This window comes from Asticcacaulis sp. AC466, from assembly GCF_000495815.1.
Lineage (GTDB): Bacteria > Pseudomonadota > Alphaproteobacteria > Caulobacterales > Caulobacteraceae > Asticcacaulis.
Genome location: NZ_AWGE01000011.1, coordinates 92,979 through 115,731 on the forward strand (window position 1 = coordinate 92,979; position 22,753 = coordinate 115,731).

The following is a 22,753-nucleotide window of genomic DNA, read 5'->3' on the forward strand; positions in this document are numbered from 1 at the left end:
AGGCGATCAGCGCTATAATCGTTGCAATATCAACGATTGTGCGGAGCCCTTCCGATGTCCCTGGCCCAATTTCTGTTTAGCTTTCAAGGCCGCGTTCGCCGCTTGCACCTCTGGCTGTTTCTGTTGGCGCTGTCAGTCGCCTATGGCGGGCTTTTCTGGCAGTTTGGGCATTTCCACGTCGATCATGGCGGCGGCTGGATGAATGGCAGCCACTATGCGTGGTACGGTCCTGGCTTCTATTTCGTTTCTCACAATCCGGCGTTCGGGCTTTTTGCCCTGGTCGCCGTGTGGATGAAATTGGCGGTTCTGGTGAAGCGTTGGCACGATCGCGACAAGTCCGGATGGTGGATGCTGATCGGCCTGATCCCCTTTGTCGGCGGGTTGTGGATACTGATCGAGTGCGGTTTCCTTGACGGTACACCCGGCCCGAACCGGTTCGGACCATCTCCGAAGGGGTTGATGCGCGAAGCCTATTAAGCCTTGGTGAGGAGCCCGGCGAAAAACTGATGCCACCACGTTCCCATGTCGCGCGCCATTACGGGTACGCATTTCAGGGTGGTGTCGCAGTGGCCAAATTCCCAAATCTGGTGGCCGCCCTCCCAGATCATCTTGAGCGCCACGAGCAGGACGACGGCAACGCCCGCATAGGCAATCCAGCGATATTTGTGCAGAATGTTGGCTATGAAGTTGGCGGCGACACCCATGGCGGCAATCGACAGTAGAAGCCCGAAGACCAGGATTGGCACGTGATGCTGGGCGGCGCCGGCCACGGCCAGCACGTTGTCCAAGGACATGGAAATGTCTGCGGCCAGGATTTGCAGCGTCGCCGACAATAAGGTCTTGGTCTTGCCCGATTTGGCCGCAGCTCTGGCTTTAGCTTCGGCGGCGGCCACCTTGGCCGCCATGTCCGGGTCATCAAGTCCGATATTGGCTTTCGCCGCGTCGACGACAGCCGCTTCGGCGGCCTGGGTTTCGTGGTGCTCGATCAGTTCGCGCCACATCTTCCAGCACACCCACAGCAACAGAACGCCACCGGCCAGCAGGAGGCCGACGATATTCAGCAGCTCTACGGTGAGCAGTACGAAGCCGATGCGCAATATGACTGCGCCGATCAGCCCGTACACTATGGCCAGCCGTCGCTTGTCTGGCGCGAGTCCAGCCGCGGCGATACCAACGGCGACCGCATTGTCGCCGGCCATCACGACGTCGATGAAGATGACCTGCACGAGAGCCAGGCCCTGCGACAGCAGGGTGGGGTCGATAGCCATGAATGAGGTCTCGATCGCCACTGCACACCTTGGGATTTCACGCTGGTTCTTCTAGATAAGGCATGGACCCGTGGTGTCAACGCCTTATACCCGAGCGCAGGCCTCATACAGGGATATGGAGGCGGCGTGACTGACATTGAGGCTTTCAAAGCCGCCCGGCATAGGTATACGCGCCAAATGGTCGCAATGTTCGGCCACCAGACGGCGGATGCCTTCGCCTTCGGCGCCCAGCACAAGTACGAGCTTTTTCAGCGTGTCGCCCCAACCCTGCTGGGTCAGTAGGTCGTGAAGGTTGAACTCGCCTTCTCCCGCCAGCCCGATGCTGACATAGCCGTTGTCTGTGAGCGTTTCGAGCGCGCGCGACAGGTTGGTAACCCGCGCGAACGGGACCACGTCCACCGCGCCAACGGCTGTCTTTGCCAGGACACCTTGCAGGGGAGGAGAGTGTCGATCCTGAAGAATCAGGCCCCTGGCGCCGAAAGCGGCGGCGGAGCGGAAAATGGCGCCAATATTCTGTGGATCAGTGACCTGATCCAGCATCAGAATAACGCCGTTACCGCGTTCCATGAGGTCGTCAAGCGATTCGCCCTCCAGCACGGGCGCGTGCATCGCCATGCCCTGATGCACCGCATCCGGGGGCAAAAGGCGCGATATTTCGACCGGCGGCAGAACGCTGATCTTGATTTCCGGCCGCTTGAAAAGGGCAGGCGGGGCCGATTTCGCGCGTTCTTCGCTAAAAAACAGCCGAATTTGGCTGGTCCGCGCAGAATTTTTCAAGGCGGCTTCGACAGCGTGCACGCCCCACAACCAACCATCATAATTTGCTTTAGATTTATGATTTTGTTGAGGTTTTACGCGTCGTTCTTCTTCACGCGGCGGCTTTGGTGCCGCGGGTTTGCTCCTGTCCACAAAATTTTGTGACCTGTTTTTCGCTGAATGCGATTTACGGTCGTTGCGTTCACGAAAAGAGGACACTATAAGACGCGCTCCGATTTGAGGCCTTGGGAAAGGCTTTTTGATAACTCCGGACGGTCTTTACGACCAAAGCCTGTGAATCAAAAAGTTTTTTTTCACTTTAGGGCTTGAGCTTTTTCGGAAGCTCGGGTTTAAGGCGTCCGGCTAGACTTTGTGAGTGTTTGGGGGAATGTCCCGAGCGGCAAAGGGGGGGGACTGTAAATCCCCTGCGTAAGCTTCGCAGGTTCGAGTCCTGCTTCCCCCACCATCACTCAAGTCAGCTAGACAGGTCCTCCGGTCAAATAAACGCAGAAACGGCGCCCCCACCCCGGGGCGGCGGTTCACGGCCCTTTCGGGCGGGTATAGCACAATGGTAGTGCAGCAGCCTTCCAAGCTGAGGATGTCGGTTCGATCCCGTCTACCCGCTCCAGAAATCATCTCGTGAAAAGGTTTTGGCCTTCGGGCCACTGCCGCTTTTCGCGGTCCGATGTTGAAAGTCAGAAGCCGGGACGGTCCTCGCTTCGACTTGCCCTATAGTTAGCTGTTTTGGCTGGCCAAAACGGTGTCACATTTCAACCTGAGCCCGCTTGGGCAAACTGGAGCCTTACGAGTATGGCCAAGGAAAAATTCAACCGCAGCAAGCCTCACTGCAACATCGGCACGATTGGTCACGTTGACCACGGCAAGACGACGCTGACGGCGGCGATCACGATGACGCTGGCGAAGTCTGGCGGCGCCGTTGCCAAGAACTATGCCGACATCGACGCTGCCCCTGAAGAAAAGGCACGCGGCATCACGATCAACACGGCGCACGTCGAATATGAGACGGCCAACCGTCACTATGCGCACGTCGATTGCCCGGGCCACGCCGACTACGTGAAGAACATGATCACCGGTGCTGCCCAGATGGACGGCGCGATCCTGGTTGTTTCGGCCGCTGACGGCCCGATGCCGCAAACGCGCGAGCACATTCTGCTGGCCCGCCAGGTTGGCGTTCCGGCCCTGGTCGTGTTCATGAACAAGGTCGACCTGGTCGACGACGAAGAACTGATCGAACTGGTCGAAATGGAAGTGCGCGAGCTTCTGTCGTCCTACCAGTTCCCGGGCGACGATATCCCCATCACCAAGGGCTCGGCCAAGGCCGCGACCGATGGCGTGAACCCGGAAATCGGTGAAAACCAAATCCTGGCCCTGATGGCCACGGTTGACGAATACATCCCGCAGCCGGAGCGTCCGATCGATCTGCCGTTCCTGATGCCGGTCGAAGACGTGTTCTCGATCTCGGGCCGTGGTACGGTTGTGACCGGCCGCGTCGAGCGCGGTATCGTTAAGGTAGGTGAAGAAGTCGAAATCGTCGGCATCCGTCCGGTTCAGAAGACGACCTGCACGGGCGTTGAAATGTTCCGCAAGCTGCTGGACCAAGGTCAAGCGGGTGACAACGTCGGCGTTCTGCTGCGCGGCACCAAGCGTGAAGACGTTGAGCGCGGCCAAGTTCTGTGCAAGCCGGGTTCGATCACGCCGCACACCAAGTTCGTTGCCGAAGCCTACATCCTGACCAAGGAAGAAGGCGGCCGTCACACCCCGTTCTTCACCAACTATCGTCCTCAGTTCTACTTCCGCACGACCGATGTCACCGGCATCGTGAAGCTGAAGGAAGGCGTTGAAATGATCATGCCTGGCGACAACGCCGAGCTGGACGTTGAACTGATCACCCCGATCGCCATGGAAGAGAAGCTGCGCTTCGCTATCCGTGAAGGCGGCCGCACCGTCGGCGCCGGCGTCGTGTCGAAGATCGTCGAATAATCAAGGGCTAGTCCCTGGATTAATCGATACAGTCGCTTAAAACCCCGCCGGTGCAAACCGGCGGGGTTTTTCGTTGTGGAGGGGCTAGAGCCTCATGCCTAAGAGTGGACCCACTTTTCGGAAAAACATGAGGCGTTACAAAAAATTAGAGCCATGAGACGGCTCAACTGAGCCGACGAATGCTCTAGGAAAACTCAGGCTTTACGTCTGCTTCCCAGATCTGTCCGCCTGAACGGCCGATTTCGCCGTTTTCATTTATGGCTTCCAGCGGGCATTCCGGCAAATAGATCTGTACCGGTACATATCGTACCTTGAGCGGGCCATTGTCGACCTCTACGGCCGGGAAGGTGAGGCCGAATTTCAGCAGGTCCGGTTCCAGGCGCAAATGTAGGTCCTCATCGAGATGCCCGTCCATCGAGTCGAAATAGCCACGCATCCGCCAGCTTACGACATCCGATACGTGCGGCGAAATCTGTCGGGCGCTTTCCGCCGCGACGAACGGCGGCAGAAGGCGCGTTATCGGGTCGTTTCCCCATTGCTGGAGCGCCACCGTCGCGTCCACAACGATATAGGGCGGAACCACCAGCCAGGCATGGCCAAGCACAGCGTCCTGAAAATCCTGGAAATCATGCTTGTAGAAGCCGCAGCACAGGCCTTCGCTCGGCGCATCGAATGTGGTGCTGCCCAGAACGCTGAAGCTCCAGATGCCAAGGCGGTCGAGCATGCGTGACATCATGGTCGAGGCCTCCACACAGCCGCCGTGCCAGTTATCGGCGTGGAAGGCGGCAATGATCCGCTCGCACAGGCGGGGCACGATATCGCGGACATGCGCGTCATAGGCCTCAGTCCGCGGCCGTATCTGTACCCAGTGGGCGTACAGCTCGCGCAGGTCCGTTGCCGGCATATTTGACGGCTGGTCGTAGAAGGCGAAACGTGACGTATCGATCCCTGCGGCGCGCAGATCCGCGTCAAGCCTCTCGAATTCGACGCCGGAAGCGGTAGGCGGCGTCGATGGCCTGACAGACATGTCGTTTTCCTCTTGGTACAGACTGATACTGGGTACAGATCGATACTGTGGTGCGCCGCAAGGGTGATGTCCAGCGCAATCAGAAATCGATGCGTTTCGTGGATAGCGGCAAAATGTCGGGCTAGGCGCGCCGGCCTTTTGCCGATATGGTCTGCATATGAGAATTCTTTTCATGTTTGGCGGTCTGGTCTTCGTCGGGCTGGGTGTTCTCGGCGCGTTTTTGCCGGTTATGCCTAGTACGGTGTTCTTCATCATCGCCGCTGTTTTCTTTGCCCGCTCCAATCCGGAATGGGAGGCAAGGATCATGAACCATCCCAAAATCGGTCCGCCGATCCGCGCATTTCGTGAGCGCGGTGCGATAGGCAAGCCGGCCAAGATCGCAGCCGTCTCAGCTATGGCGGTCAGCTCGGTTGTTTCGGCCATCCTGTTGCATGGCTACTGGCGGTTCGCGCCGGCCGCCGTCTGTGCGGTGTGCGCCCTGTTTATCCTGACCCGTCCCAGCGAATAGAAACCCCATGAAAGACCTGATCCGAACCAATAATCCAGCCCTGATCTCCTTCGTGGAGTCATTGTTGAAAAGCGCGGACCTAGCTTACTTCATCGCCGATCAGGCGATGAGCGCCGCCGAAGGCTCAATAGGCATGTTCCCCAAACGCATTCTGGTTGCCGACGAACAGTTCGCGAAAGCGCGTGACCTATTGATCGACGCCGGTCTGGAAAACGAGTTGCCGCCGATCAAACCCTGACATTACGGATTTGTAATCTTACTGGCCTTCGTTTCCCGTGCAACCGTCTTGACGGCTTTGCCGGGGCGGGGCTAGCGTTCGCGCCTCTTTTATGGGGAGTGTGCCTTGATTAAATCCGCCCGTTTGCCGTTGATCCTTCTGGGGTCTTTCTTGATGACCACAACCATGATGACGGGAGCGGCCATGGCCCAGACCTCGACAGCGCAATCCCCGACCGCCGCAATGCAGGCAACGCATAATATCCTGACACCGGAACGTGTTTTCGCCGACCCCGATATCAACGGGCCCAAGTCGGTTGGTGTCAAATTGTCGCCGGATGGCACGCTTCTGACCTGGCTCAAGCCGAAGGCCAGCAATGCCCAGGTCCAGGATCTGTGGGCTGTGCCGGTCAAGGGTGGTGAGCCGTTTTTGCTGGTCGATGCGGATAGTCTGTCGTCGGAAAACAAGGAACTGTCCGAGGCCGAAAAATCCCGCCGCGAACGCATGCGCGTTTCCGCCCGCGGTGTCGTCGCCTATGAGTGGTCTGAAAACAGCCAGTCGATCCTTTTGCCGCTCGACGGTGACATTTACCTGGTCGACCGCGCCACAAAGAAGATCAGCCGTCTCACCGAGACGCCGGGGGACGAAGTCGATGCCAAGCTGTCGCCGAAGGGCGGCGCCGTGGCCTTTGTCCGCGACCAGACCCTATACCTGAAGGATTTGAAAAGCGGTGTCGAAACCCAGTTGACGCCGAAGGGCGAGGGGACGACGACCTACGCTACGGCCGAGTTTATCGCCGAAGAAGAACTGGCCCGCCATACCGGCTATTGGTGGTCCCCTCTGGCGACCCAGATCGTTTACCAGAAAACCGACGAAAGCGGCGTCGCCGTTGCCCAGCGCGTGGAAATCGGCGGCGAGGGTGTCAAGATTGTTGATCAGCGCTATCCCTTCGCCGGCAAGCCCAACGCTATTGTCGAACTCTATGTGAAGACCATCGGCAATGACGCGCCGGTAAAGGTCGATCTGGGGAGCAATCCTGACTTTTACCTGGCCCGCGTCAACTGGGCCAAGGATGGAAAAACCTTTTATGTGCAGCGTTTGAGCCGTGACCAGCACAGGCTTGATCTGCTCCAGGTCGATCCGGCTACTGGCGCGACCAAGACCATTCTGTCGGAAACCTCCGATACCTGGGTGGAACTGAATGACAATTTCAGACCGTTGAGCGATGGCAGCTTTATCTGGTCGTCCGAACGTGACGGCAACAATCATTTTTACTACTATGGGGCGGACGGCAAGCTGATCCGCCAGGTGACGCATGGTGACTGGCCGGTCGACAAGCTGGCCGATATAAACGAAAAGACTGGCGAGCTCTATTTCGAAGCCTCGAAGGATACGCCTATAGAGCATGGCCTTTACAAGGTCAGCTTCCGCAAGGCGGGGGAGCCGGTGGCCATCACCGCACCTGGCGGCTGGTGGACGACGTCGGTGTCCGGCGGCGGCGCGGCCTTTATCGGCAGCTATTCCGACCCGACGACCCCGCCGCAATCTGCGCTTTATGACGGCTCGGGCAAACGCCTGCGCTGGATCGAGGAAAACAAGCTGGATGCATCGCATCCCTACTATGCGTACAAGGATACCTACAGTGCGCCGGAGTTCGGCGAACTGACGGCAGCGGACGGGGAGAAGCTGGAATATTACCTGTTGAAGCCGCGCAATTTCGATCCGTCGAAAAAGTACCCGGTGATCGTCTCCATCTATGGCGGACCGGCCAGCGCGACGGTCAAAAAGACCTGGGTGGCGGCCAGCAACCGCTTGTTCCAGGAAGCCGGCTTCATCGTCTTCTCGCTCGATAATCGCGGCACACCCGGCCGCAGCGTGAAATTTGGCCGCGCTATCTACAAAAAGTTCGGTCAACCCGATATCGACGACCAGATCATGGGCGCCAAATGGTTGCAAAGCCTGCCCTATGTCGATGGCGCGCATATCGGCATCATGGGATGGAGCCAGGGCGGGTTTGTTACGCTGATGGCTATGACGGCCAAGGACACGCCGTTTGCCGCCGGTGCGGCGGGGGCGCCGCCGACGCAATGGGAGCTCTATGACACGGCCTATACCGAACGATACATGTCAACACCGCAGGCCAATCCGGAGGGCTATGCTGCTTCGGATGTGTTGAACCGCATAGATAATCTCAAACCCGGTGCGCTTCTGCTGATGCACGGCATGGCCGATGATAATGTGCAACTGGCCAATTCGACGCGCGTCATGGCGGCCTTGCAAAAGAAGGGTGTGCCGTTCGAGCTGATGCTCTTCCCCGGTGAGCGTCACGGCCTTAAGGGGAACGAACGCAACCTGCAACGTTTCCGGTTGCAGCTCGATTTCTTCACCCGCAAGCTCAAGCCAAAGGCGTAAGGTCGTGCGGGCCGGGTGCGTGTCTCCGGCCCGTCACTTTGATTACAAACGGTTCATGACAGCTAATTAAGTTGTAACCGGCGTAACCTGTGTCCAAAATGTGTTCAACAGATCATTTCCTACAGGATCAAACACAATGAAGACCTTCGCCCTGATCGCCTCTGCCTCGGCATTTACCGCTATCGCCCTGACGGCATCCGCCGCTTCGGCGCATACGGACGTGCAACTCGAAAACATGGCCGCGCGGGTCGTTGTCACGCCTGAAAATCGCGCCGACGTCGAGCTCAAGGTCGTTTACGGAAAGGCGCAGGTGCCACAGATCATGGTCCGTACCAAGGGCAACACCCTGGTTGCCGACGGCAAGCTGAAAGGCCGCGGCCTGAATTGCAAGGCCGGCGGGGTCAATATTAATGGCCTGGGCCAGGTGGCCAGCGCCGATCTTCCGACAGTGTACATAAAGGTCCCCATGGACGCTAAGATTGCCGCAGGCGGGGCGACCTACGGCACCGTTGGGGCTAGCAAATCCTTGGAGTTCAGCGAAGGAGGTTGCGGTAGCTGGCAGTTGGCAAGCGTTTCCGGTAAGGCCGAAATCAATATCGGCGGCTCAGGTGACGTGTCTCTGGTCAACAGCGCCGACGCCGCGGTCAATATCGGTGGTTCCGGTAATTTCACCGCGCAATCGGTCAATGCCCTTGAGGTCAATATCGGCGGCAATGGCGATCTGTTCGTCAACAAGCTGAACGGGCCGCTGGAAGTAAATATTGGCGGCTCCGGTAATGTGAAGGTCGACAGCGGCGTCGCCACGTCGATGGAAGTCAATATTGCCGGTTCAGGTGACGTCCGTTTCGGCGGCGAGGCCAAGAGCTTGGAAGTCAACATCGTTGGCTCCGGTGATGTGCGCGTCAAGTCGGTGACCGGCAATATTTCACGCTCGATCATGGGGTCGGGCAAGGTGATTGTTGGTCAGTGGTAAAGCGCAAGGGAATTCTCCTGCAACTGTGGCGCTTTAGCCCTTTACACGGTTAACGCCTGTGTTAACGATTTGAGCCCGGTGGATCGCATCCGCCGGGCTTATGCTTCAGGGGTGGGGATCGTGTTCGAGGAAGAGGTCAGGCGGCGCATTCATTTTGCACCTGAACCCGATTGGGTGAAGGTGCAGGATTTCAGCCGCCCGGCGACGCTCGATCAGTCCAAGGCGCCATACGGTTTTTATACCTGGCTGGTCGATGACCAGTCGAAGCTGGATTTTCGTCCGCACCGCTACGACCGCACGATCGAGGAAGTCGTGAATCTGTCGGCCATGAGCTATCTGGCCAATGTCACAATCCCGTTCAACCCCTATTACGATGAACTGACCATCCACCACATCCGCATTCTGCGCGGCGATCAGGTCATCGATGTAGATGTTGAATCGCGCTACATCGTTATGCGGCGCGAACGCAGTTTCGAGCGCCTGGTGCTGGACGGGCGGTGGACCTTGGCCGTCACCTTGCCGGACGTGCGTGTCGGCGACATCATCGATACGGCCATGACCTTGTCTGGAGATCCGGCCTGTTTCCAGGGCGAGTTCTCTATTCCGGTCCTGCTCCAGAACCTCATTTACTGGGATCGGCGTCACGTCCGTCTGCTGGTGCCACCAGAGCGCCAGATATACATGAAGCCGTTCCCCCTCGGCTGGACGGAGCCACGCATCTCGGTCCTGGCGGACGGTTACAGTGAAATCCTGTTTGAGGCATCGCAGGTGAGCGAGTGCGATTACGAGTCCGATGCGCCAGGCTGGGTTATGCCGGTAAGGGGCGCCTACGCTTCCAGCATAGATACCTGGAAGCGCGTCGGCGATGTGATGCGCGCCGGTTTCGAAGGCGATAGCGACTATCCGGACGGATTGCTGGACATCATCCACCAGATAGAAACCGACCATGTGGCGACCTCGGATCGCATTGTCGCCGCCGTGCGCTGGGTGCAGGAAAACATCCGCTACTTCGCTTTTTCGTTCGGCGAAGGCGGGTTCGTGCCGCGTAGCCTTAAGGACATTTTCGCCGACCGTATCGGTGACTGCAAGGACGTCTCGAAAATGATCGCGGCCATGCTGACGAAGATGGGCGTGGAGGCTTGGCCGGCCCTGGTCGATACTAGCCGTGGGTTCGACCTCGCCAGTACCCAGCCCCGCCTGGGCGCGTTCAACCACTGTATCTCCATGTGCTACCATGACGGCCGGATGTACTGGTTCGAAGGCACGTCGGATGTGGCGCAGGGCGGGGATCTCGACCACATGGCACAGAACGATCTTGGCTACGCCTTGATTTTGAAGCCCGGCGGCGATCTGATCCGCATGATGGATAAGGCGCCTGGCCTGGATTACGAAGTTCGCGAGGTTATTCACTTGCCGGTTAAGACGGGTGAGGAGACGGTCATAGAGATTGACTATATCTATCGCGGTGCGCGGGCTGACGGTGTGCGTCGGGAACTCCGGCACCAGAGCCTTACCAGCTATGTCGAAGACCGTTGTGCCCTGTTCAGCTATATCTATGGCATGAACATGTGTGCCATTCCGCAAATGACCGATGACCGCAAGCGCAACGAGATCACGATCACCACGCTCGTCACTACCGATAATCCCTGGCACACGACCAGCCGCAACGGAGAAAGGGTTTTCTTCAGCCCTGAGTCCGGCTTCGATTATGTGCTGGAGGAACCGGAAGGACGGCGTCGGTTCCCGTTCGACATCGGCGATGTCCGCGAAGGGCGCATCACCACCTTGATCAAGACGGCGTTGCCGCTCAGCTGGCCGGCCCAGGCCAGAAGCTGGGATTTTGGCGGCTTGCGCTTGAGCTTCACCCCGCGCCAGACCGCGCAGGGCTATGAGGCGGTGCGTGATTACACGGTGTTACGACCATGGCTGACGGCCGAGGAAAAAATGGCGCTTGACCGGGCATATAGCGAGATTGGCACTTACGACCGGATGAGCATCTGTGCGCCGGGCCGTGCGCCTGTCAAATGGCTGCCGGGTTTGATGACACGCGCGGCGCTATGGGGCGGCTTGCCATTGCTTGGCCTGGCCATATGGGGCGTGGTCCACCTGCTGACTTGACAGGGTGCGTCTGCCGGATGTCAATGACGGATATAATATAAAAAACGTCAGGGAAGACATCATGAAGGGTTTGGCATCCTCCAGCCGGCGAACGCTGTTGTTCACGGTCGCTGCATCGGCGCTCGTTGCAGCCTGCGGCGGCGGTGGCAGTAGCAGTGGGGGAGTCGGCGGGACGTCTTCCGGCAGTTCCAGCTCTTCATCGTCTTCGGTGACCTTACCCGATCCAGCGACGGCGCCCGCGCTTAAAACCGTCTTTGCCAGCAAGTTCAAGATTGGTTTTGCTGTCGATCCGGCGCTTACCAGCCAGGCGCCGACCAATGCTCTTCTGCTCAAACATGCCAGTACCCTGACCGCCGAAAGCGTCATGAAGGCCAATCCGATAGGCGTCTCGGCGGGTGTCTATGATTTCACCCAGTCCGATGCTTTGATCGCCTTTGCGCAGGCCAACGGAATTTCCGTGCGGGGACATGCCCTGGTGTGGCACCAGACGTCGCCATCGTGGTTTTTCGACGGCGACCGTACCGATATGACGGCCTATAAGGCCCTGGTGCGCGGCCGACTGGAAACCTATGTGACGGACGTCGTCACCCATTTTAAGGGCAAGGTCTATTGCTGGGACGTGGTCAACGAAGTGACCAGCGATAGCGCGGCAGCTACATATCGCGACAGCGAATGGTATCGCATCTTCGGGGCTGACTTCATCGACTACGCCTTTCGCGCGGCGCGGGCTGCCGACCCTGGCGCGCAATTGTTCATCAATGAATATTTGACTGAGGAGGCTGGGAAGCGCGGTCGCCTGATGACGATTGTCCAGGGAATGCTTGACCGTGGTGTTCCGGTCGACGGCGTTGGGCATCAGATGCATATTGATATTTCTTATCCGGGCGCGGCCGAAGTCGAGGCAGCTCTTGCGGCGGTTGAGGCGAAGGGGCTCGTCAACCATGTGACCGAAATGGATGTCTCGGTCTATGCCGACCCGGGAAGCTGCGATGCCAACGCCACGGGCTGTCTGCCCGCCGTGACGGTAGGGGCGGCAGGGTATAGTGCGGCCTTGCGGTCACAGGCCCTGAAATATCGTGAACTGTTCGCCGTTTTCGCTGCGCATGCCAGCGTCAAGTCCGTGACGCTCTGGGGCGTGGCGGACAATCATACCTGGCTAGACACCTATCCTGTGACGCGGAAGGACTATCCTCTGCTGTTCGACACCTCCGGCAATCCGAAATCGGCCTTCTGGGCGGTGGTCGATCCGGCTTTCGTGCCTTAAGCTGTAAAAATTCCCACAATGGGTGTTGCGCGCTGCGCTTTCGGCTGATAAACCGCACGCCTCCCATGGATAAGCCGAGACTCAGGTCTGGCTGTCCCTGAGAACTGCAGGGGTGTAGTTCAGCTGGTAGAGCGTCGGTCTCCAAAACCGGATGTCGTGGGTTCGAGTCCCTCCGCCCCTGCCATTTCTTTTCGGAACGCGTTTTGAAACGTGTCACGCTTGTCGTGCACTTTTTGGATAAAATGCGGTCCAAATTAAATGTAGGCTTGAAACCTGGGTTTCGAGCCTCATTTTTGTTGTTCGGAAGCCGCGACGTGCGCGGCGCAGACTGATAGGCGTTTTAACGGTGAAGAAACCTGAAACCCAAAAAGCGGGTACAAAGACGAAGACCGTGGAGCCGGGCCGCAAGGTGGCAATCGGTAAGGTCGATCCAGTAAAGGCGCCCGCCGGGGCCGCCGCTGTCGAAAAGACGCCGAAGAAACCGTTCAACCCGGTGAAGTTCTTCAAGGAAGTTCAGGTCGAGGCCAAGCGCATCACCTGGACGACGCGCAAGGAAGTGTGGATCACGACTGTTATGGTCCTGATCATGGTTGTCCTGGCGGGGCTCTTCTTCTTTGTCATTGACGGCGCGCTCGGTTTCCTGACCAATTACGTTACCAAGATCGGCATTCAAGGATAATCTGACATGGCAAATCCCGCACACTCCGAGGCGCCGGTCCTCTCCAACCCGAATCACAAGTGGTATATCGTCCACGCCTATTCCAACTTCGAGAAGAAGGTGGCCGAATCCCTGCGCGAGCAGGCCAAAAGCCAGGGTCTGGAAGACAAGTTCTCCGAAATCCTGGTTCCGACCGAGGAAGTCGTTGAGGTCCGTCGCGGCCGCAAGTTCAATTCGGAGCGCAAGTTCTTTCCGGGCTATGTCCTGGTGAAGATGGAACTGTCTGACGAGGCCTATCACCTGGTCAAGAACACCCCGAAGGTCACCGGCTTCCTGGGTTCCGGTTCCAAGCCTATGCCTGTGTCGCAAAAGGAAGTCGATCGCATCGTTGGCAATTCCGCCGCTGCGGTTGAGCGTCCGATGCCTGTCCTGTCCTTCGATATCGGCGAAAAGGTCAAGATCACGTCGGGTCACTTCGCATCGTTCGACGGCGTTGTCGAAAGCGTCGATCAGGAACACGCCCGTCTGCGTGTGTCCGTGTCGATCTTCGGTCGCGCCACACCGGTTGAGCTGGAATATGCTCAGGTCGAAAAAACCGCCTAACCGCTTCGTATCGCGAATTCAAAAAAACGCTTCGGTGTATGCCGGAGCGTTTTTTTGTGCCCTACAGCCTGGGGCTCGGCATCTAGCGTAATCGCTTTAGGCCATGCTATCTCTTGCGTTGTGTCTGACCGAGGTTTTAACCGTTTTGCGATGAGTAGCGCCTGCCTGACGGCGGTGGGGCTGGCTCTTGCCGGCGGAGCAACGGCTCAAGACTCGACTGAGGTCCTGGTCGTCGGCAAGAAACCGGACACTGTCGAAAAGATAGATCGCCTCAGCTACGATATTGCGTCCGATCCGGACGCGCAGACGGGCGTCATCCTCGATATATTGCGCAAGCTGCCCTCGGTCACCGTATCCTCCGACGGCCAAGTGCAATTGCGCGGCGCCAATGTGACCATATTGATTGATGGCAAGGTGCCGGCGGACGGAAATGCTGTCGTGAAGGTTCTGGCGTCCGCCGATGTCGAACGAATCGAAGTGATTACCAACCCGTCGGCGCAATTCGCACCGGACGGTACGGGGGGCATTATCAATATCGTCACCCGCAAGCGCCACAAAATCCATCTGTCCGGCGATCTAAACGTTCAGGCAAACACGCTCGGGCAAGGCGGACTGTCCCTATCCACGACGCTCAACAGCGGGCCATGGTCAGTGGGCGGCCAGTTACGCCTCGACCGCTGGCGCAATCGAACGCGACTATTTGAGCGCCAAGCGGCGCTGAACCCCGACGGTGGCTACGATGTCCTTGATCGTGAAGATCACTTGCATACGGCCTCTGACGAGGCGACGGGCGGTCTGTCGCTTGAATATAAGGCATCCCCTCGAAGCAGCCTGTCCGTCAAGGGCAATTACGGCAAATACGACGCGATGACCAAGGGGCTGAGCCATTACAGCGGTATCGCCGACTACGACGAGACCTCTCTCGTTACGTCGGCAAGCCATAATGGGGATGTTCTGGCTCAGTACGATTATCGCGGCGATGAGAATAACGAGACCCTTAGCCTGAGTTTCGATCATTCCGATTACGCCAATCTGACCCGTTCGACATATGATCGGGGCGATGGCGACATCTATGGCACGATTTCGGATATCAGTGGCAACAGCGATCGGGTGCAGGGTGATTATGAGCGGCGCTTCGGCCGGCGTCTGCTGACGGCGGGCCTGTCCATCGATCGGACCTTCAATCGCGACGCCTCGCGCCTGGATAGCCGCGGCACGGACCTGGACCTGGCCGTTTCCGACTATGATTACGCCTTTTCGGGCACGCGAACTATATCGGCCATATATGCGACGTGGCAGACGCCATGGGGACGGTGGACTGTTCTGCCCGGCCTGCGTCTGGAGGTGGCGCGTCTGGATCTGGTGGGGGATGTTGGTGTTTCCGACCTCACCCTTTATCCCTCGCTTCACATCAGCCGTTATCTCGGAGACACCGATCGCGTGAAGTTCAGCTTTTCGCGTCGGGTATCGCGTCCGTCTATCGGTGAATACAACCCCAATGTCCAATATTGGGGCAATAATCTTGGCGTCACCGGTAATCTGGCGCTCAAACCACAATTCACCAATGCCTATGAGGCGGCCTATGACCGCAATATCGGCGATTTCGCAATGGGCGCCACCCTATATTTCCGCGATACGCGCGGTAGTTTTTCGCCCTACAGCTTGATGACTGCTAACGGCCTGCTCCTGAGCACCTCAATCAATTCCGGACGCAGCCGTTCGGGTGGAACGGAACTGACCCTGCATGGCAAGATGTCGAAACGCCTCAAATATTCGATCAACGCCAACCTGTACTACGCGCAAGCCCCGTATATAGACGGGTATGTGCAAAAGATGCGCGGGCGATTTTCCGGTTCGGGCAACGGCCTTCTCGAATACAATGCACCGAACGGCGACCAGTTTCAGATCAATCTCACGGGGTTCGGCCGCCGGTTGACCTATCAGGGCCAGACCAGCGGCGCCTGGCGCGCGGACATGACCTACCGCCACCCGCTGACCGACAAGGTCGCTGTGGTGGTTAGCATAACCGACCTGTTCAATAGCTTTCATTTTCGCAGTGTCGTCGATACGGCCGTGTTGAAAACCGAGTCGGGAGGGGCGGCAAATATGCGCGCGCTCAAGGTCGCCTTGTCCTACCGGTTCGGCGATGGTAGCCGCTGAGCCCGCGGGCTATTTCTCGCCCAGGGATACGTCCCCGCGATGAGGCTTGCCACCCCTGAACAAATAGGTTATAGCGCGCGCTCTTCGTTTTACGACGGAGATAAATCCGTGGGAGGCCAAAGCTAAGCCAGGCCAACTATACCACGGCTCACAACGCGCCTTAGGGCGCTTCAGGAGATTTCCAATGGCTAAGAAAATCCTGGGCTATATCAAGCTCCAGGTGAAGGCCGGCTCTGCCACGCCTTCGCCCCCCATCGGCCCTGCACTGGGTCAACGCGGCGTCAACATCATGGGTTTCTGTAAGGAATTCAACGCCCGTACCGAAAATGTCGAGAAGGGCACGCCGCTTCCGACCATCATCACTGTCTATCAGGACAAGTCTTTCACCTTCCAGACGAAGACGCCTCCGGCGACCTTCTTCATCAAGCAGGCGTTGAACCTGAAGTCCGGCTCGAAGCTGCCGGGCCGCGACGTTGCTGGCAAGATCACGCGCGCCCAACTGCGCGATATCGCCGAAAAGAAGATGAAGGATCTCAGCGCCCACGATCTCGATCAGGCGACCAAGATCATTGAAGGTTCCGCCCGTTCCATGGGCCTGCAGGTGGTGGATTAATATGACCCATATCGCAAAACGTGTTAAGGCCTGGAATGCCGACAGCAGCAAGCTGTACGGCCTGACCGAAGCTCTGAACGTCGTCAAGGCAAACGCCAAGGCTAAGTTCGACGAAACGGTCGAAATCGCCATCAACCTGGGTGTTGACCCGCGTCACGCCGACCAACAGGTCCGTGGCGTTGTCAACCTGCCGTCCGGCACGGGTAAGGACGTTCGCGTCGCCGTGTTCGCCAAGGACAAGAAGGCCGAGGAAGCTCTGGCTGCTGGCGCTGAAGTCGTTGGCGCCGAAGACCTGGTCGAAAAGATCCAGGGCGGCTTCATGGACTTCGACCGCGTCATTGCGTCTCCGGACATGATGGCTCTGGTTGGTCGCCTCGGTAAGGTGCTGGGCCCGCGCGGCCTGATGCCGAACCCGAAGGTCGGCACTGTCACGCCGAACGTTGCCCAGGCCGTCAAGGACGCCAAGGGCGGTGCGGTTGAGTTCCGCGTCGAAAAGGCCGGTATCGTCCACGTCGGCGTCGGCAAGATCTCGTTCACCGTCGAAGCTCTTGAAATCAACATCAAGGCTTTGGTTGATGCGCTGGTTAAGGCCCGTCCGTCGGGCGCCAAGGGCCTCTATGTCAAGAAGATTGCTTTGTCTTCGACCATGGGCCCTGGCGTAAAGGTTGATACGGCGTCGGCTCAGTAACCGTTCCGATTGTCGATTTTACATCGCAAGTGAAAAGCCGCTCCTGTTAAGGGGCGGCTTTTTCCTTTGTAGACAGGAGCGGGGTGGCCAGGATCAGGCCGGCGAAGATCAGGTAGGCAAGATCAGGCGGGTACGCCGCTATGGAAGCGGAAGTCTGGATCGGGATCGGCGATCAACGCTTGCTCGACCGGTCGGATGAGGGCGATACGCTCAGCGATATCCTGCGCGTCGCCGTACAGGCTGGCCAGCTTGATATAGCCCTGATAGTGGCGGGCTTCGCTTTTCAGCAGACCAAAATAGAACTTGCCCAAATCGCCATCCAGGTGTGGCGCCACTGCGCCGAACCGTTCGCACGACCTGGCCTCTATGAAGGCGCTGATCAGCAGAATATCGATCATCATGCCGGGCTCTGTGCGCCGGCACAGGCGGCGCAACCCCATGGCGTAGCGCGACGGGGTGAGGGGGCGCAAAGCTATGCCGCGTTTCTTGAGGATTTTCATCACCTGCTCGTGGTGCGCCAGTTCCTCGCGTGCCAGGCGCGCCATGGCCATGACCAGGGCTTCGCTTTCCTGATACTTGGCGATCAGGTTGATAGCGTTGCTGGCGGCCTTGTACTCGCAATTTTTGTGGTCAAGCAGAAGCAGGTCGAGATTTTTCAGGGCGGCGTCGATCCATGCGTCTGGCGTCCGTGAGCCCAGAAACGCGTGAATATCTGCCAAGACGTCGGTCGGCATGATGACTCCTTTTAGCGTGCGTCTTTGGCAAAGCTGCACATTGGAATCAAGGGTGAAGATATGGAAATCAAGCGTGAAGATATGGCCTGAATTTGCGACTGTCTTCAAATTGTAACAATATAAACAATGTTTGCTGTATATTTCAGGACTTAAGGAAGTGACGCCTTAACATTACCTATAATTCATTCGACATAGGCAAGTTTTCGGTTAAAACACACCTTGTCAAATACCACCTGTGAGATGCGACTGCGAGCCAAATGGTCTTGGCTTCTATCTAATACTCAGGTGACACTGTATGTCCTGTAATAATAACTTCAGGCTATAAGTTTATCTGAGTGAACTTCCTCTCCGGGTTGCCGCAGCTCAGGTAATGCGGGGGAAGATGTAGGCGCATCTTCCCCTATTTAATATATCACGCAGTATTTACAATCCGATGCCCCCCTTCTGGGCAGCCGCCGAACGACTGCCACCATCATAGACAACCGCAAGCCAAAAGACGACGCGCTTGTTTCGCATCCCGGCTTTGACGCGCATGCATCCGCAAAGTCTCAGAAGAAAAATCAGATCGAAGTCCAACTGCTGCTGCCATGATGACGCCTCCTGCTGGAAGTGAATCAGAGTTCGGTCGGATTGGGAATCCCGTGAGTCAAACTTTGCTCAGCTTGGCATCAGGCGGATCAGACGACGAGCGCCCAATCCAGGCGGGCGTTGGACCATGCCTAGTCTATTGAAATAATGATGAAATCACATGCCCGCGCAAAGGTCTCATTAAAGTAGTATAGGTCGCACTGATGGAGTCAGCAAAACCAAAATTTGATATGTAATATTAATGAGGGATTGATCCTAAATTAATGTTTCATTTAAGGCTAAAAAAACAATCTATAATTTAGTGCTATTTAATATGGAAATTCAGCCATATAAAACAAAAAAATAAAACCACCATAGATTGAGCTTGACAGCCCTTTATTTATAGGCAATTTTGGATTTAGAGGTATTATAGGCACCCAAACGCTTAGATGAATATCGCAATGCGTGTTGCAGGCTTAGGTGGTGCTAAATAAGATCGTGGCCAAATTGTCCACGTTTAGTGGCGTGCTTTTCAACAAAACATCCAAAGGAGACTTGAAATGGTTGATACAAATACGCGTAGTCTAATCGTCGAAGATCTAGCATTTCCCGTAGGGCCATACGGGTCCAATGATACCGTTACCGGGCCTGTTTGTGTTCTGGTTGCCATCGCCCTTGTGGTGATCGATGCGACTATCAACTAAATAACGGAATAGTGGAGGCGCGGAAATGAATAGTCTTCGTGTAAAAGATGCCTATAAGCACCATCCAAATAGGCACCTCCCATCTTTGTCGGGACTATCCGGAAACTTCACTGAGGGATGCGTAAGCGCTATAGTGGGGCCAAACGGTGCGGGTAAAACTACACTCCTGTCGGCAGTTTCGGGTTTGCAGACACTGGATCACGGCAGCATTTGCTACGGGAATGAGAAGGCTGGCTGGCGCAAACTTACGAGGGCCGATGTAACATTTTTTATGGATGGCCATGCGGGCTACTACCCTAAATTTACCGTGCTTCAAAACTTTCTCTATTTCGCGTCCATGGGCAACCCTGATCTGCGTTTTAAAACTAAAGAAGAGGCCGAGTTGTGGTTAGATCGGGTAGGAATCCTATCAGCAAGAAACAGTCCTTCACAAACCCTGTCAAAAGGAATGTTGCAACGCTTAAACATAGCGATTGCCTTGTCATGTAACTCCAAAATATTGTTACTCGACGAGCCGACATTGGGACTAGATATAGTGGGATCAGCGGAATTATGTGCGCTTATAAAAAAGTTAACTGTAGAACATTCCCTCATAACAATATTCACAAGCCATGAGCCTGACGCGATCATTTCCATCAGTGACGAAATATCCGTCATTTGTAAAGGCGAAGTGCGCCGCCGTTTCGACAGTGCTGAAACCTCAAAACTTTCTGGAGTGGGTTTGGTCGAGGCATATCTGCGTTTAGTGGGAGGGGGCAGCAATGACGAGAGACATTGAATATTATATTTTGGAATTAAATAAAATTATTCGTTCGCCTGAATATGTGCTGAGTTGTAAGCCGCTATTTTTGGAAATTTATAATGATCAAAGTGCTGTCCACAATGCCATTAAAGGCCATTTGCGCAAATTAGCAGAAGACCCATATTATTCGCCGAGATCATTTTCCAATGACCACTTCATTTTTACGGCAGGGCCGTCTGGCTTTCCCCCCAATGAGAAAGCTTTAAATTTTGATCTAATGGTAGGGATACATACCTCCGGTCAGGCTGTTGCGACATCAAATTCAGCATATTGCCTTTGTATGCCGTTGCAGCACCAATTAGACGTCGAAATATACGCCCTCCCAGACACTTGGGACTCATCTATATATGACCCAACTATTGTCTTACAGAAAACAGGCGAAAAAATCGTGCACCCTGGTGAAATTCTCGAGGTTGTGCCGATGGGAGATATCTTTAGATTTTCTCCCGAGTGTCCCACTGCGCTTTTAAAGCTTGTGTCAAAGTCTGCCGATGCGTTTGAGTGGTCATTCGATTTGAAAACTGGTTTGCCTTGGCAATCAATTGCAACGGACCTCATGGTGAGTCAGATTGCGGATGCGTGCGAGGGGGCGAAATCACTTGGAGATGTTGAGTTCACGAATGCCCTTCTTGATGCGACTTATCATAACGCCCATTTTATTAGGTGGGCCGCAATTCAAGCACTCGCTACTCTCAATCAGGAAGTCGCGCTGCTACGTTTGGCTGAACTTACAAAAGACCCGCATCCACATATCGCATCGGCTGCTCGGAAATCGATTGAAGCGAATCTGATGGTCGGCGAGAGAGGTTAAAATGGCTATTACAATTGAGAGTGCATCAGAAGCGGTGATTTCGCCATCAGAGCTATTGGAATGGGCGCATGATAATATTGATCCATCCGACCCTGATAACATTATGGACGCGGGTCCAATGCTTACAGCATTAAGTAATAATAGGACGTTTATCCGCAACGCAATACTTGATCAATTACGCACATTGTCTGGTTATGCCCCCTCCGGACGAGCCAAAATGATATCTGGTCAGTCGTTTATATTTGGTGGTCTTGGAGCATTTACTATCCGGGCAAATATTTGGTCAAAACCTAAGGTGGTCAACGCTCGGGCACAGCGGTATGTTGATAAAATTTATTCCTATACAACACCTCATGATCATAACTTCGCTCTTCTGACGGTAGGTTATCAGGGGGCGGGGTATGCAACTTCCATTTTCGAATATGATCGTGAGAAAGTATCTGGATTCGTGGGAGAGGTTGTGGATATCAGGTTTCTTGAGCATACAACGCTTTCGAAAGGGAAGATTTTATATTACCGACCAAGCAAGGATATTCATATTCAGAAATATCCGGAAGAGACTTCGGTATCCTTGAATCTAATCCTTGACACGCCAGCATTAAAGAAGTTTGAGCAATATGCCTTCGATGTGGAGGAATGTAAAATTAGAGGGTTGCTTTACGGATCATTTGTGTTGAGACAGTTATCACTTTTAAAAGTGTCTAGCCTTTTAATTGGTTCAGATGAAGAGGCTGTCGCGGAAATATCCAATATTGCAAGAAATCATTACTCGCCTTACGTAAGACTAATAGCATTTCAAGGATTACTTGATGCTGACACGAGACATAATCTAGATCGCGACATGATTACGCATTGTATGCGTCGAGACCCAAATCCAATAGTCAATTTAAACGCTGCGGTTTCAATATATTAAATTATGAAAATGCATTTCCCCTATATATCGCAATTATTGCTAGCGCTAAAATGTGAAATTTATCGCACGATCTCAGAAATCCGAAATGGTAAATTCGAATATATAGTAGGCAATATTATCCTGTTAGGAATGATGTTCGGTATACGCAGTCTCAAATTTTCGCCCGAAGGCCACGCATCTTCAACTCTGATATCGGCGATAATGTCACTTGCATCTATGTCTATTATTGGAATATCAGGTGCCGTTCCACGTGAATTCCTCATTGACTGCGCCCATGGAAGCCTTGGACGCATTTTCGCGAGCCCACTTGGCTTCGACATGATTTTAATATCAAGACATCTCATCAATACCGTGCATTCTTATATATCGATTAGCTTTCTTTCGGTTATTCTACTTGCGTTCGGGGCCATCCCAATGGATTCGGTGATTTATTACCTTTTACTATTTCCTTTAATTTTTATATATTCTTTAGCATATGGAACACTGTTTGTTTCAGTTGCCTTGCTGACCAAAAGCGAAAAAATCACCCAACTTTCGTCCTTTTTTGTAGCGGTTGTTTTTATTTTCTTACCGAATGAACATTTTCTAGGTCAGGTGGCATTGTTTGTTCCATTTTCTTGCCTATTTACGTATATACGTACCGGGGCGTTTATGTCGGGTTCGTATGCTGGTTTGTGGGTCTGGGCGTATGGCGTTGTCTGTACTGCTTTGGCTTGGGTATTTCTCCGGGCTACTCTTTTCAATCTTACGTCTAGCGGCAGGCTGCTACACAAGGAGGCGTGATGTTGTTTGGAATCTTTGCAAGACCGGTCCCGCCAGAAGGAAGCCGAGCTGTAGCTGTAATGGTTCTGAAATCAGAGAGTAAGTTTTCAGAAATGCCGCCGGAGCTGGCAATGCCGCCGGTTGTTACCGTTGGGGCATCGATCGCTCTTATCAATCAGACCCAAAAGCAAACC

The 22,753-nt window shown here is 55.3% G+C and carries 22 protein-coding genes and 3 tRNA genes; 21 read left to right on the forward strand and 4 right to left on the reverse strand.

Annotated features, from left to right (window positions below; all coding sequences use genetic code 11):
- Positions 1 to 54 precede the first annotated feature (54 nt).
- Entirely contained in the window at positions 55 to 477 is a 423-nt protein-coding gene (locus tag AEAC466_RS34485; protein ID WP_023458412.1) for a DUF805 domain-containing protein, read from the forward strand.
- On the opposite strand, the gene AEAC466_RS34490 is transcribed toward AEAC466_RS34485, so the two are convergent.
- A complete protein-coding gene (locus tag AEAC466_RS34490; protein ID WP_031238855.1) occupies positions 474 to 1,268 on the reverse strand; it encodes a YjbE family putative metal transport protein in 795 nt (264 codons plus the stop codon). The two genes, AEAC466_RS34485 and AEAC466_RS34490, sit on opposite strands and share 4 nt — an antisense overlap.
- Before the next feature lie 84 nt (positions 1,269 to 1,352).
- Positions 1,353 to 2,243, reverse strand: coding sequence for a 23S rRNA (guanosine(2251)-2'-O)-methyltransferase RlmB (rlmB, locus tag AEAC466_RS34495; protein ID WP_031238857.1), 891 nt, complete (start codon positions 2,241 to 2,243; stop codon positions 1,353 to 1,355).
- Between the two features lie 163 nt (positions 2,244 to 2,406).
- Here rlmB and AEAC466_RS34500 point away from each other — a divergent pair.
- The 3 genes from AEAC466_RS34500 (at position 2,407) to tuf (ending at position 4,025) form a co-directional block, all read left to right on the forward strand.
- A tRNA-Tyr gene (locus AEAC466_RS34500) sits at positions 2,407 to 2,490 on the forward strand.
- An 88-nt stretch (positions 2,491 to 2,578) separates the two neighbouring features.
- A tRNA-Gly gene (locus AEAC466_RS34505) sits at positions 2,579 to 2,652 on the forward strand.
- A gap of 182 nt (positions 2,653 to 2,834) precedes the next feature.
- Positions 2,835 to 4,025 (forward strand): elongation factor Tu, encoded by a 1,191-nt coding sequence (gene tuf, locus AEAC466_RS34510; RefSeq protein WP_023458415.1) that lies wholly within the window; start codon positions 2,835 to 2,837, stop codon positions 4,023 to 4,025.
- 184 nt (positions 4,026 to 4,209) lie between these two features.
- Here the strand turns inward: tuf and AEAC466_RS34515 are convergent, their stop codons facing one another.
- The gene (locus AEAC466_RS34515) at positions 4,210 to 5,052 is read right to left on the reverse strand and encodes a hypothetical protein (RefSeq protein ID WP_023458416.1); all 843 of its coding nucleotides are present in this window, start codon (positions 5,050 to 5,052) and stop codon (positions 4,210 to 4,212) included.
- 157 nt (positions 5,053 to 5,209) lie between these two features.
- Between AEAC466_RS34515 and AEAC466_RS34520 the strand changes: the two genes are divergently transcribed.
- From AEAC466_RS34520 to rplA, 12 genes are all read left to right on the forward strand, one after another.
- The gene (locus tag AEAC466_RS34520) at positions 5,210 to 5,560 is read left to right on the forward strand and encodes a YbaN family protein (protein ID WP_031238860.1); all 351 of its coding nucleotides are present in this window, start codon (positions 5,210 to 5,212) and stop codon (positions 5,558 to 5,560) included.
- 7 nt (positions 5,561 to 5,567) lie between these two features.
- A complete protein-coding gene (locus AEAC466_RS34525) occupies positions 5,568 to 5,798 on the forward strand; it encodes a putative signal transducing protein (protein WP_023458418.1) in 231 nt (76 codons plus the stop codon).
- Between the two features lie 165 nt (positions 5,799 to 5,963).
- Complete coding sequence (locus AEAC466_RS34530; RefSeq protein WP_035429923.1) at positions 5,964 to 8,189, forward strand: S9 family peptidase; 2,226 nt, start codon at positions 5,964 to 5,966, stop codon at positions 8,187 to 8,189.
- Positions 8,190 to 8,325: 136 nt separating this feature from the next.
- Positions 8,326 to 9,162: a GIN domain-containing protein gene (locus AEAC466_RS34535; RefSeq protein ID WP_023458420.1), complete on the forward strand. Its 837-nt coding sequence runs from the start codon at positions 8,326 to 8,328 to the stop codon at positions 9,160 to 9,162.
- Between the two features lie 120 nt (positions 9,163 to 9,282).
- A complete protein-coding gene (locus AEAC466_RS34540; RefSeq protein WP_023458421.1) occupies positions 9,283 to 11,280 on the forward strand; it encodes a DUF3857 domain-containing protein in 1,998 nt (665 codons plus the stop codon).
- Positions 11,281 to 11,341: 61 nt separating this feature from the next.
- Positions 11,342 to 12,544, forward strand: a complete 1,203-nt coding sequence (locus tag AEAC466_RS34545) for an endo-1,4-beta-xylanase (RefSeq protein WP_031238864.1) — start codon at positions 11,342 to 11,344, stop codon at positions 12,542 to 12,544.
- Between the two features lie 108 nt (positions 12,545 to 12,652).
- Positions 12,653 to 12,728: transfer RNA gene (locus AEAC466_RS34550), tRNA-Trp, on the forward strand.
- Between the two features lie 162 nt (positions 12,729 to 12,890).
- Positions 12,891 to 13,223, forward strand: a complete 333-nt coding sequence (gene secE, locus AEAC466_RS34555) for a preprotein translocase subunit SecE (protein WP_023458423.1) — start codon at positions 12,891 to 12,893, stop codon at positions 13,221 to 13,223.
- A 6-nt stretch (positions 13,224 to 13,229) separates the two neighbouring features.
- The gene (nusG, locus tag AEAC466_RS34560) at positions 13,230 to 13,805 is read left to right on the forward strand and encodes a transcription termination/antitermination protein NusG (RefSeq protein WP_023458424.1); all 576 of its coding nucleotides are present in this window, start codon (positions 13,230 to 13,232) and stop codon (positions 13,803 to 13,805) included.
- A gap of 150 nt (positions 13,806 to 13,955) precedes the next feature.
- On the forward strand, positions 13,956 to 15,965 hold the full coding sequence (locus tag AEAC466_RS34565; protein ID WP_023458425.1) for a TonB-dependent receptor: 2,010 nt from the start codon (positions 13,956 to 13,958) through the stop codon (positions 15,963 to 15,965).
- 184 nt (positions 15,966 to 16,149) lie between these two features.
- On the forward strand, positions 16,150 to 16,578 hold the full coding sequence (gene rplK / locus AEAC466_RS34570; RefSeq protein WP_023458426.1) for a 50S ribosomal protein L11: 429 nt from the start codon (positions 16,150 to 16,152) through the stop codon (positions 16,576 to 16,578).
- Between the two features lies 1 nt (position 16,579).
- Positions 16,580 to 17,266: a 50S ribosomal protein L1 gene (gene rplA, locus AEAC466_RS34575; protein WP_023458427.1), complete on the forward strand. Its 687-nt coding sequence runs from the start codon at positions 16,580 to 16,582 to the stop codon at positions 17,264 to 17,266.
- A 122-nt stretch (positions 17,267 to 17,388) separates the two neighbouring features.
- On the opposite strand, the gene AEAC466_RS34580 is transcribed toward rplA, so the two are convergent.
- Positions 17,389 to 18,000, reverse strand: a complete 612-nt coding sequence (locus AEAC466_RS34580) for a tRNA-(ms[2]io[6]A)-hydroxylase (RefSeq protein WP_023458428.1) — start codon at positions 17,998 to 18,000, stop codon at positions 17,389 to 17,391.
- Between the two features lie 1,127 nt (positions 18,001 to 19,127).
- Between AEAC466_RS34580 and AEAC466_RS44480 the strand changes: the two genes are divergently transcribed.
- The 5 genes from AEAC466_RS44480 to AEAC466_RS44495 all read left to right on the forward strand — a co-directional run bounded on the left by AEAC466_RS44480 (position 19,128) and on the right by AEAC466_RS44495 (position 22,580).
- Positions 19,128 to 19,271, forward strand: coding sequence for a hypothetical protein (locus AEAC466_RS44480; protein ID WP_155913647.1), 144 nt, complete (start codon positions 19,128 to 19,130; stop codon positions 19,269 to 19,271).
- Positions 19,272 to 19,296: 25 nt separating this feature from the next.
- Entirely contained in the window at positions 19,297 to 20,049 is a 753-nt protein-coding gene (locus AEAC466_RS34585) for an ATP-binding cassette domain-containing protein (protein ID WP_081714635.1), read from the forward strand.
- Positions 20,033 to 20,884, forward strand: a complete 852-nt coding sequence (locus AEAC466_RS44485) for a HEAT repeat domain-containing protein (protein WP_155913649.1) — start codon at positions 20,033 to 20,035, stop codon at positions 20,882 to 20,884. The genes AEAC466_RS34585 and AEAC466_RS44485 overlap by 17 nt, the downstream gene beginning before the upstream one ends.
- Position 20,885: 1 nt before the next feature.
- Positions 20,886 to 21,797 carry a hypothetical protein gene (locus tag AEAC466_RS44490; RefSeq protein WP_155913651.1) on the forward strand — a complete coding sequence of 304 codons (912 nt, stop codon included), beginning with the start codon at positions 20,886 to 20,888 and terminating at the stop codon, positions 21,795 to 21,797.
- 201 nt (positions 21,798 to 21,998) lie between these two features.
- Complete coding sequence (locus AEAC466_RS44495) at positions 21,999 to 22,580, forward strand: hypothetical protein (RefSeq protein WP_155913653.1); 582 nt, start codon at positions 21,999 to 22,001, stop codon at positions 22,578 to 22,580.
- Positions 22,581 to 22,753 lie beyond the last annotated feature (173 nt).